Source organism: Nonomuraea corallina (genome assembly GCF_027620315.1).
GTDB lineage: Bacteria > Actinomycetota > Actinomycetes > Streptosporangiales > Streptosporangiaceae > Nonomuraea > Nonomuraea corallina.
Genome location: NZ_JAPNNL010000224.1, coordinates 1 through 10,357 on the forward strand (window position 1 = coordinate 1; position 10,357 = coordinate 10,357).

Below are 10,357 nucleotides of genomic sequence, written 5' to 3' on the forward strand. Positions count from 1 at the left end.
CCAGGCCGGTCAGCCCGAGGTGCAGCCTGAGCAGGTCGGTGAGTGCGTGGCCGGGCCGGGAGACCAGGACCGCGCCGGCGTCAGGGCCCCGGCCGACCTGGGACGTCACCACGCCGAGCGTCTCCAGCACGCGCATCGCCTCGCGCACCGACGAGCGGCTCACCCCCAGCTCCTCGGCGAGCTGCCGCTCAGCGGGCAGCCGGTCGCCGGCGGTCAGGCCGTTCTCGGCGATCCGGCGCTCCAGCTCGCCGAGCACGTCCTCGAACGTGCGGGTCCGCTTCGGGCGGGTATCAGGCAACGGGACCTCCGTCGAGGATTGCGGTCCTCTATGGTCTGACCATACTGTGGTCTGACCATACCCGGAAGGAGAAGCGTGCGCGTCGCCCTGTTTCTCACCTGCGTGAACGACACGCTCTTCCCCGGCACCGGCAAGGCCGTCGTCTCGCTGCTGCGCCGGTTGGGCTGCGAGGTCGACTTCCCGTCCGCGCAGACCTGCTGCGGGCAGATGCACGTCAACACCGGCTACCCGGAGGAGGGCGTGCGGCTGGCGCGCCGGTTCACCGAGGTCTTCGCCGGCTACGAGGCGGTGGTCGTCCCCTCAGGGTCGTGCGCCGCGATGATCCGGGAGCAGTACCCCAAGCTGGTCAGGCCCGGCAGCAGGGGAGCGGCGGCCGTCGGCGGGCTCGTGCCGCGGGTGCACGAGCTGACGGAGTTCCTGCTCGACGTGCTGAAGGTCGAGGACGTGGGGGCCTACTTCCCGCACCGGGTGACGTACCATCCGACCTGCCACTCGCTGCGCGGGCTCCACCTCGGCGACCGGCCCGTCCGGCTGCTGGGCCGGGTGCGCGGCCTGGAGCTGGTCCCGCTTCCCGCCGCCGAGGAGTGCTGCGGCTTCGGCGGCACGTTCGCCGTCAAGAACGCCGCCGTCTCGGCCGCCATGGGCGCCGACAAGGCGCGCAACGTGCTCGGCACCGGCGCCGAGGTGCTGTGCGCGGCCGACAACTCCTGTCTCATGCACATCGGCGGCATGCTCGGGCGTCAGAACACGGGGGTACGGGTGATGCATCTCGCGGAGATCCTGGCCGGCACGGAGGCGGGCGAATGAGCGCCACTTTCCTCGGCATGCCAGGCAGTTTCCCGAAAAATGCCGAAAAAGCCGTACAAAACTCGCAGCTTCGTTACAACCTCCGCAAAGCCACCCACACCATCCGCGACAGGCGCGCGAGCGTCGTCGCCGAGCTGCCCGACTGGCAGGAACTGCGCGCGGCCGGCAAGGCGATCAAGGACGACACGCTGCGCCACCTCGACCGCTACCTCCTCCAGATGGAGGAGGCCGTCACGGCCGCGGGCGGCCACGTCCACTGGGCGCGTGACGCCGCCGAGGCCAACCGCGTCGTCGCCGACCTGGTCAAGGCCACCGGCGAGACCGAGGTGGTCAAGGTCAAGTCGATGGCCACCCAGGAGATCGGCCTGAACGAGGCGCTGGCCGAGCAGGGCATCACCGCCTACGAGACCGATCTCGCCGAGCTGATCGTCCAGCTCGGCGACGACTTCCCCAGCCACATCCTGGTGCCGGCGATCCACCGCAACCGCGCCGAGATCCGCGAGATCTTCCTGGACCGGATGGGCGACGCCCCCGAAGGGCTCACCGACGAGCCCGCCGCGCTGGCCGAGGCCGCCCGCCTCCACCTGCGCGAGCGGTTCCTGCGGAGCAAGGTCGCCATCTCCGGCGCCAACTTCATGGTCGCCGAGACCGGCACGCTCGTGGTCCTGGAGTCCGAGGGCAACGGCCGCATGTGCCTGAGCCTGCCCGAGACGCTCATCAGCGTGGTCGGCATCGAGAAGCTGGTGCCGTCCTGGCGCGACCTGGAGGTGTTCCTGCAACTGCTGCCGCGCAGTTCCACCGGCGAGCGGATGAACCCCTACACCAGCATGTGGACCGGCTCGGCCGAGGGCCAGGAGTTCCACCTGGTGCTGCTCGACAACGGCCGCACCGACGTGCTCGCCGACGAGGTGGGGCGCCAGGCGCTGCGCTGCATCCGCTGCTCGGCCTGCCTCAACGTGTGCCCGGTGTACGAGCGGGCGGGCGGCCACGCCTACGGCTCGGTCTATCCGGGGCCGATCGGCGCCATCCTCACCCCGCAGCTGCGCGGCATGGGCTCCGAGCTGGACGCCTCGCTCCCATACGCCTCCAGCCTGTGCGGCGCCTGCTTCGAGGCCTGCCCGGTGGCGATCGACATCCCCGAGGTGCTCGTCCACCTGCGCGCCCGGGCCCCGCACGGGATCGCCGAACGGGCCGGGATGCGGGCGGCCGGCTGGGTGTTCCGCGACCGCGGCCGCCTGGCCCTGGTCCAGCGCCTGGCCTCGCGGCTGCGCCGGCTGGTGCCGAAGAGGCTGCCCGGCCCGCTGTCGGCCTGGACCGACACCCGCGACCTACCCGGCATCCCGGAGGAACCGTTCAGAGACTGGTGGGAGAGGCAGGAGCGGCATGGGCGCGCGTGAGGAGATCCTCGGCCGGATCCGGCAGGCCGTGCGCGGCGCGCCCGAGGTGCGGATCCCGCGCGCCTACCGGCCCGCGCCGCCGGTCGACGACCTGGTCGGGCTGTTCGCCGAGCGGGTGCGCGACTACCGCGCGATCGTGCGCGTGCTGCCCGCCGACGAGGTGCCCGCCGCGATCGCCGGCCTGGTACGGGGACGCCGCATGGTCATCCCCGACGGCCTGCCGCCCGCGTGGTCGGACGGCGCCGAGCCCGCCGGTGGATCGCTGGCCGAGCTCGACGCCGCCGACGGAGTGGTCACCGGGTGCGCGGTCGCCATCGCCGAGACCGGCACCATCGTCCTCGACACCGGCCCCGGCCAGGGCACCCGCGCGCAGACCCTGGTGCCCGACTACCACCTGTGCGTGGTGCGGGCCGATCAGATCGTGGCGGGCGTCCCCGAGGCCGTGGCCAGGCTCGACCCGGCACGTCCGCTCACCTGGATCAGCGGCCCGTCGGCGACCAGCGACATCGAGCTGAACCGGGTCGAGGGCGTGCACGGCCCCAGGACCCTGGAGGTGATCGTCAGTACCTGAGCACCGCCGCCACGTCCGGGACCTGGTCGGTGAACCAGACCTCGGCGTCGGTCATCGCCGCGGCCCTGATGAGCGCCGAGTCGGCGCGCTCGGCCACCGGCCGCTCCACCCCCCAGGTGCGCAGCTCACCGGCGTCCGGCGACAGCTGGGTCGCGCCCGCGCCGATCCACACCGTGCGGGCGAGTTCGCCGGGCATGAGCACCGCCTGCGCCCGGCCCTCGCGCAGGGCCCGCGCCACCGCCGCCACGCCGGACGGGCCGTCCTGCTCGCCGTGGCGCTCCACCAGTTTCGCCCGGTGGTCGTCCAGCCAGCTGTCGAGCGCGCTCTCCGCGTCCTGCTCGAACGCGCCGGTGGCGTTGCGGTGGCCGTGCTCGACCATCTGGAGGCGGTCGGCGGACCTGGTGCCGAGATGGTCGCAGAGCATCGAGCGCGACTGCGGCTCCCCGGCCACCAGCACGAGCTGGGCGCCGATGCGCCGCACCTGTTCGTCGACCTCCTGAGCGACGGCCACGGCGTTCTTCTCCCAGGTCTCCTCGACCGTCTTCTCGTAGCGCCGCTGCGACCAGCCGCCCTGCGCGGTCTTCTGCAGCGGCCACTCCTCGGCCTGCACGGTCGTCGTGCGGGGAGAGCCGTTCCCGTACACCGCGACGTCCGCGCCGGCGTGGTCGATGATCACCCGCAGGTGCGGCACGCTCTCGCCCCGCCGCATCAGCATGGGGGTGACGAGCGGCAGCGGCCCGAACGCGGCCAGCGGGTCCGGCACGTCGGACAGCGGCTCCGACAGCACGACCTCGCCGTCGGCGGCGAACACCGCCTGGCCGGGAGCCGGGCTCAGCACCTCCTCCCGCAGCGCCTCCGACGCGGTGCAGCCGGCCCGTTCCAGCTCGTCACGCAGGCTGGTCCATTGGGCGGCCCGCTCCCTCGCGGTGAGCGCGCCCACGTACACCGACGCGTACGGTCCGGGACGTTCGTAGAGCGACCGGATGAAGTCGAGTCGCACAGGTCACCACCTCCGCTTCGCCGGGTCGCGTCCCGCGGCCCGGCTCACCTCGGGAATGGTCAGGTAGCGGCGGGCCGGGAGCAGGCGCAGGACGGTGACCACCTCGTCCGGGGCGCCCATCCGCTCGGCGTGCCGCATCAGGTCGTACGGGGTCGCGGGAAAGTCGGCGTCACTCAGCCACGCGGCCACGTCGGCGCGCGCGGCGTGGCCGCGCAGCCCCGGCGAGTAGCGGTGCACCCGCTCCAGTTGGCCGGGCTCGGGCTCGCGCCACTCCTCGGCGGGTGCGGTCCTGAGGCCGTGAGGGCCGTCCGGTCCCTCCGGTTCGTGCCGTCGCCGCTCGTCCGTGCGAGGGCTGTGCTCTTTCATCGTCACTCCTCCCCGTTGCCGCCCCCTACCCGGGCTTTCGTGGGCAAACATGGTGAGTTGTGTACGCTGCGGACGTGTTCGATCCCCAGCCGGCCATCACCACCGAGCGGCTCGTCCTGCGCCCGTTCGGCCCCTCCGACGCGGATCGGATCCGATCCGTCGTCGAGTCCGGCGCCCGGTTCCTGCCTCCCGGCGCACCGGGCCACGTGGCGTCCGTCCCCCAGTGGCTCGCGAACGGCGTGCACGAGCTGCACCGCTCCGGCCAGGGCGTCCACCTGGCCATGACGGACCGGAACGGGCTCATCGTCGGCGCGATCAGCCTGTTCAAGACCGTGTGGGGCGCCGGCACCACCGAGGTGGGTTACGGCGTGCACCCGCTCCACCGGGGACGCGGGTTCGCCACCGAGGCGCTGCGCGGGCTCGTCGCGTACGTCTTCGCCGAGACCACGCTGCGGCGCGTCGACCTGACGGCCGACCTGGACAACCTGCCGTCACTGAGCGTCGCCAGGAAAGCGGGCTTCACCTGGGAGGGCGTGCTGCGCGCCGCGGTGCTGGAGGACGACGGGCCGCACGACCTGGTGATCTTCGGCATGCTGCGCGACGACAGCCGCACCCCGGCCGACCTCCTGCCCAGGACCGAGCTGCGCACCGGCCGGTTGCTGGTCCGGCCGTTCGTCGAGGAGGACGTGCCGGACCTGGCCGCCACCGCGGCCGACCCGCTCACCCAGGCCATGACCGGCGTGCCCCGCAACTACACCCAGGCGCACGCCCGCGCGTTCATCGCGGGCGCGGAGCGGATGCGGCTGCGCGGCCAGGGCATCGCCTGGGCCGTCGAGGAGGAGGCGGGCGGCCGGTTCGCGGTCAGCGTCGACCTCCGGGACGTGGACTGGGGCAACCGGACGGGCGAGATCGGCTACATGGCCGCACCGTGGGCGCGCGGCCGGGGCTACACCGCCGAGGCCGTCACCGCCATCGGCCGCTGGCTGCTCCAGGAGCAACGCTTCCACCGGCTCAGGCTGCGGGCCGCCGCGTCCAACCCGGCCTCCCAGCGGGTCGCCGAGAAGGCGGGCTTCGTCCGCGAGGGCGTCGAGCGAGGCGCGCTGCGCGGTGAGGACCTCGTGGTCTACAGCCTCGTCCCCGCCGACCTCGGCTGATCGCCCGGTCCTCAGCCCGAACCGGGCGCCGCGAACTCTTGGTGAAACGGCGGTGCACCCGTCAATCTGGGGGTGAGGACGGTGAGGCGCATGATCACGGTTGTCGGGTGGGACGGTTCCGATCTACCGGCCAAGGCGGTCGACCGGCTGAAGGCGGCCACGCTGGTCATCGGCCCCGAGAGCCTGACCCGGCGGCTCACCCTGTCAGCCGTCACGGCCCCGCCCGACGGCCTGCTCGACGCCCTGGACACCCACCTCGGGCGCGGCGAGGGCTCAGCCGTCGTGATCGCCGAGGGCGACCCGGGCTTCTTCGGCGTCGTGCGTACGCTGCGCGGCCACGGGCTGGAGCCCGACGTGCTGCCCGCCACCTCGATCGTCACCCGCGCCTTCGCCTGCGCCGGGCTCAACTGGGAGGACGCCCTCGTCGTCGCCCCGGCCGGCCCGCACCAGCTCGGCCGCGTCGTCAACGCCTGCCGGGCGCACCCCAAGGTCGCCCTGCTCGTCGCCCCCGGGGTCGGCCCCGGCGAGATCGCCAGGGAGCTCGCGCCCACCACCCCGCGCGCCCTCATCGTCTGCGAGGACCTCGGCGGCCCCGACGAGCGCGTCACCCACAGCCGCATGGGCGAGGCCACCACCCGGCCGTGGAAGGACCCGGACGTGGTGCTCGTCGTCGACCCGCTGCACCGCCGGAAGGAACCGGGCTGGGTGGCGGGCGCCCAGCCGGGGCCGGCCGGATGGGCGCTGCCCTTCGAGTCCAGGCTGCCCGCGGAGGTGCGCGCGTACGTGCTCGCCAAGCTCGGCCCCCGGCTCGGCGACCTCGTCTGGGACGTGGGGGCGGGCAGCGGCGAGATCGCGGTGGAGTGCGCCAGGTTCGGCGCCGCCGTCGTGGCCGTCGAGCGCGACGCCGCCGCCTGCGCCCGCCTCCGCGAGAACGTGCTGAGTCACGGCGTCAAGGTGGCGCTGACCCGGGGCCAGGCGCCGCCCGCGCTCGAACCGCTGCCCGACCCCGACGCCGTCTTCGTCGGCGGCGGCGGGCCCGACGTGGTCGTCGCCTGCGCCGCCCGCCGGCCCCGCTCGCTGGTGTGCGCGCTGAAGACCGTCGAGCGCGTGGCCGCGGTGCTCGACCTGCTGCGCGAGCACGGTTACCGCGCCGAGGGCACCCAGATCCTGGCCGCCGGGCTGGTCATCGGCCCCGACGGCGCGCACAGCCTCAGTTCGGCCGACCCGGTCTTCGTGGTGCACGCGACCCCCGCCGACGGTTCCTGACCTGTCGCTCAGCGCCGCACATCGGTTATCCTCGCGTGTCCTCATCTACGCACCGGAGAACCTTCCCCATGAAGCCGCCGCTCCTGCTCGTCGGGCAGGGCTCCAACGACGACGCCGACTCCGCCGAGTTCGGCAGGTTCGTGCACCGGCTCCGCTGCCGGCTCGACCGCACCGCAGCCGCTGTGTCGGGCGGCTACCTGGAGCGGGCCACGCCGCTGCTGAGCGAGTCCGTCGCATCCCTGGTCGCCCGCGGCCACCACCGGCTGGTCGCGCTGCCGCTGAGCCTGAGCCGGGCCAACGCGGACCTGCCCGCCGCCATGGCCCTGGAGCAGCAGCGGCACCCCACGCTCCGCTACGACTACGGCCGCCCGGTCGGGCCTGACCCGCGCGTGCTGGCGCTGCTCGCCGAGCGGCTCAACGACGCCGCCGCCGAGATGCCCAGGCCGCGCCCGCTGGAGCTGGTCGGCGGCAGGCCCCGGCTGCGCGCCGTCGACGGCGCCGCCCCCGACGGCGTCCCGGCGCACGTCGAGCCGGGCGAGACCGCCGTCGTGCTGGTCGGCGAGGGCTCCACCGACCCGGCCGCCAACGCCGACGTGCACCGCGTGTCCCGGCTGTTCTGGGAGACGCACGCGTACGACCTCATGACCGTGGAGACCGCGTTCGTCTCCCTCACGCCGCCCGGCGTGCCCGGCGGGCTGGAGCGCTGCCGCCGCCTGGGCGCCAAGCGCGTCATCGTGGTGCCTTACCTGCTGTTCGCGGGCGGCACGCTGGAGCGCGTGTGGGCGCAGGCGCTCGCCTACGGCGCCGGCCATCCCGAACTCGACATCCGCTGCGCCGAGGTCATCGGGGACTGTGAGACGCTGGCCGACGTGGTCATCGACCGCTACGAGGAAGCGCTTCACCTGGTCCCCTGATCCCGGAGGTTCCGTGCCCGCCGAGACGCCCGCCGAGACGCTCTCCGAGACGCTCGCCGCGCTCCGCCCCGCCGACCCCGCCGTGCTCGCCGACGCCCGCGCCCACCAGGACCGGCTCACCAAGCCGCGCGGGTCGCTGGGCGCGCTGGAGGAGGTCGCCGTACGGCTCGCCGGAGCGGCGGGGGTGAGCCCGCCGCCCGTGCCGGCGCCCGCCGCGCTGGCCATCTTCGCGGCCGACCACGGCGTGCACGCCCGGGGCGTCAGCCCGTGGCCGCAGGAGGTCACGGTGCAGATGGTGAGCAACTTCCTGGCCGGCGGGGCGGTGGCCAACGCCTTCGCCGCCCAGGCCGGGGCGTCGGTCACCGTGGTGGACGTCGGCGTCGCGGCCGACCTGCCCGACCACCCCCGCCTGGTCAAGCGGAAGATCGGGTACGGCACCGCCGACCTGTCGCGCGGACCGGCCATGACGGGCGAGGAGGTCGTCCGCGCGCTGGAGGCGGGCATCGGCGTGGCCCGCGACCTGGTCGCGTCCGGCGCCCGGTGCCTGATCACCGGCGACATGGGCATCGCCAACACGACGGCCTCCGCGGCCCTGATCGCGGCCTTCACCGGCCGCGACCCCGAGGAGGTGACCGGTCTCGGCACCGGCATCACGGCGGAGGCCCACGCCAGGAAGATCGCCGTGGTCCGCGAGTCCCTCCAGGTCAACGGCCTCCTGGAGGAGCCGGCGACGCCGGGGCGGCCGGACGGCGGGCCCGTGCGGGACCGCCGGGCCGAGGCGTCACGGGTGCTGGCGGCCGTCGGCGGGTTCGAGCACGCCGCCATCGCCGGGTTCGTCCTGGGCGGGGCGGCGGCGCGCGTGCCGGTGATCCTCGACGGGGTGATCGCCGGAGCCGCCGCGCTGGCCGCCGCCGCGCTCCACCCCGCCGTCGTCGACCACTGCGTCGCGGGCCACCGCTCCGCCGAGCCCGGACACGCCGCCGCCCTCGGCCATCTCGGCCTGCGCCCCCTGGTCGACCTGGAGCTGCGGCTCGGCGAGGGCACCGGCGGCCTGCTGGCCCACCCGCTCGTCTGCGCCGCCGTACGGGTCATGCACGAGGTCGCCACGTTCGACTCGGCGGGAGTCACCGAAAAGCCCATGTGATGATAAAAGGGACAGGAGCCATGTGAGGTGACAGTGCCCAGATACGGACCGATGTACGGCCCGGACATCACATTCCTCGGCGTCGAACGCTGCGACCTGGACGACCCCGCGAGCTACGCCGACGCGGACGTCGTCATCGTCGGCGCGCCCTTCGACGGCGGGACCTCCCACCGGCCCGGCGCCCGGTTCGGCCCGATGGCCCTGCGGCAGGCCTGCTACCTGCCGCACGACGGCACCAGGCCCAGCCTGGCGCTGCGCGTGGACGCGCTGCGCGACCTGCGCGTGCTCGACGCCGGCGACGTCGAGTGCTACTCGGGCGACGTGGAGACCTCGCTGGCGGCCATCGAGTCGGCCGTGCACCGCGTCGCCGCCTCCGGCGCCGTCCCGGTCGTGCTCGGCGGCGACCACACGATCGCTCTGCCGGACGCCCGCGGCACCGCACGGGCGCACGCTCCCGGCCGCACCTCGATGATCCACTTCGACGCGCACGCCGACACCGGGAACATCGCCTTCGGCCACCTGCACGGACACGGCCAGCCGATGCGCCGCCTCATCGAGTCCGGCGCGATCCGTGGCGACCGGTTCCTGCAGATCGGCCTGCGCGGCTACTGGCCCGAACCCGAGACGCTGGAGTGGATGGCCCAGCAGCGGATGCGCTCGTACGAGATGACCGAGATCGTCACCCGCGGCCTGGACACCTGCCTCACCGAGGCGTTCGGGATCGCACTGGACGAGTGCGACCGGATCTTCCTGTCGGTCGACATCGACGTGTGCGACCCCGGCCACGCGCCCGGCACCGGCACCCCCGAGCCGGGCGGGCTCACCGCCCGGCAACTGCTCGACGCGGTGCGGCGCATCTGCTACGAACTGCCCGTCGCGGGCCTGGAGGTCGTCGAGGTCGCGCCCCCGTACGATCACGCCGACATCACGGCGCTGCTCGGCAACAGGGTCATCCTGGAGGCGCTCTCGGCGATGGCCAGACGGCGCGCCGACGACGCGGGCGGCCCGCGCTGGGACCCGCGCCAGCCTCTGCTCGACGGCCGGTGACCCATGCGATTCACCTGATCCGTTGAGAGCCGGTGCGCCGGGAGCCGGTAGGTTAACCACCTAGCACGTAACGTTCCGCGAACGGAAGATTCCCCTACCATGGGTCCCTACCTCCTCGGCCTGCGGCTCTCCGGCCGCCGCGTCCTCGTCGTGGGCGGCGGGCGAGTCGCCCAGCGTCGGGTGCCCGCGCTGATCGAGGCGGGCGCGGAGGTGAGCGTGGTCTCGCCGTCCGTCACCCCCGCTCTGGACGACCTCATCGCCGCCGGCCGCGTCACCTGGCACGCCCGGCCCTATCAGGTGGGCGACTGCGACGGCGCCTGGCTCGTGCAGGCGTGCACCGACGACCGGTCCGTCAACACCGCGGTGGCCGCCGAGGCCGAGGCCAAGCGCATC

12 protein-coding genes are annotated in these 10,357 nt (G+C 74.0%); 9 read left to right on the top strand and 3 right to left on the bottom strand.

Annotated elements, in window-relative coordinates; genetic code table 11:
• The coding region (locus tag OUY22_RS33295; protein ID WP_270159248.1) for a FadR/GntR family transcriptional regulator at positions 1-298 on the bottom strand (298 nt) is incomplete at its 3' end.
• A gap of 75 nt (positions 299-373) precedes the next feature.
• Between OUY22_RS33295 and OUY22_RS33300 the strand changes: the two genes are divergently transcribed.
• Genes OUY22_RS33300 through OUY22_RS33310 form a run of 3 tightly spaced genes read left to right on the top strand, consistent with a single transcriptional unit; the run spans position 374 to position 3,073 of the window.
• Entirely contained in the window at positions 374-1,105 is a 732-nt protein-coding gene (locus OUY22_RS33300) for a (Fe-S)-binding protein (RefSeq protein WP_270159249.1), read from the top strand.
• Positions 1,102-2,502, top strand: coding sequence for a lactate utilization protein B (locus tag OUY22_RS33305; RefSeq protein WP_270159250.1), 1,401 nt, complete (start codon positions 1,102-1,104; stop codon positions 2,500-2,502). The genes OUY22_RS33300 and OUY22_RS33305 overlap by 4 nt, the downstream gene beginning before the upstream one ends.
• Positions 2,489-3,073, top strand: coding sequence for a LutC/YkgG family protein (locus OUY22_RS33310; protein WP_270159251.1), 585 nt, complete (start codon positions 2,489-2,491; stop codon positions 3,071-3,073). Before OUY22_RS33305 ends, OUY22_RS33310 begins: the two co-directional genes overlap by 14 nt.
• Here the strand turns inward: OUY22_RS33310 and OUY22_RS33315 are convergent.
• Both OUY22_RS33315 and OUY22_RS33320 read right to left on the bottom strand, forming a co-directional pair.
• Positions 3,063-4,073, bottom strand: a complete 1,011-nt coding sequence (locus tag OUY22_RS33315) for a baeRF2 domain-containing protein (protein ID WP_270159252.1) — start codon at positions 4,071-4,073, stop codon at positions 3,063-3,065. The two genes, OUY22_RS33310 and OUY22_RS33315, sit on opposite strands and share 11 nt — an antisense overlap.
• Positions 4,074-4,076: 3 nt before the next feature.
• Positions 4,077-4,439, bottom strand: coding sequence for a DUF2795 domain-containing protein (locus tag OUY22_RS33320; protein WP_270159253.1), 363 nt, complete (start codon positions 4,437-4,439; stop codon positions 4,077-4,079).
• Between the two features lie 74 nt (positions 4,440-4,513).
• Between OUY22_RS33320 and OUY22_RS33325 the strand changes: the two genes are divergently transcribed.
• From OUY22_RS33325 to OUY22_RS33350, 6 genes are all read left to right on the top strand, one after another.
• Positions 4,514-5,593, top strand: coding sequence for a GNAT family N-acetyltransferase (locus tag OUY22_RS33325; protein WP_270159254.1), 1,080 nt, complete (start codon positions 4,514-4,516; stop codon positions 5,591-5,593).
• Between the two features lie 90 nt (positions 5,594-5,683).
• Positions 5,684-6,859, top strand: coding sequence for a bifunctional cobalt-precorrin-7 (C(5))-methyltransferase/cobalt-precorrin-6B (C(15))-methyltransferase (locus tag OUY22_RS33330; protein WP_270159255.1), 1,176 nt, complete (start codon positions 5,684-5,686; stop codon positions 6,857-6,859).
• 68 nt (positions 6,860-6,927) lie between these two features.
• Positions 6,928-7,773, top strand: coding sequence for a sirohydrochlorin chelatase (locus OUY22_RS33335; RefSeq protein ID WP_270159256.1), 846 nt, complete (start codon positions 6,928-6,930; stop codon positions 7,771-7,773).
• 13 nt (positions 7,774-7,786) lie between these two features.
• Positions 7,787-8,917: a nicotinate-nucleotide--dimethylbenzimidazole phosphoribosyltransferase gene (locus OUY22_RS33340; RefSeq protein ID WP_270159257.1), complete on the top strand. Its 1,131-nt coding sequence runs from the start codon at positions 7,787-7,789 to the stop codon at positions 8,915-8,917.
• A 27-nt stretch (positions 8,918-8,944) separates the two neighbouring features.
• Positions 8,945-9,964 (top strand): agmatinase, encoded by a 1,020-nt coding sequence (gene speB / locus OUY22_RS33345; protein ID WP_270159259.1) that lies wholly within the window; start codon positions 8,945-8,947, stop codon positions 9,962-9,964.
• A gap of 99 nt (positions 9,965-10,063) precedes the next feature.
• On the top strand, positions 10,064-10,357 hold a 294-nt coding region (locus OUY22_RS33350), incomplete at its 3' end, for a precorrin-2 dehydrogenase/sirohydrochlorin ferrochelatase family protein (RefSeq protein WP_270159260.1).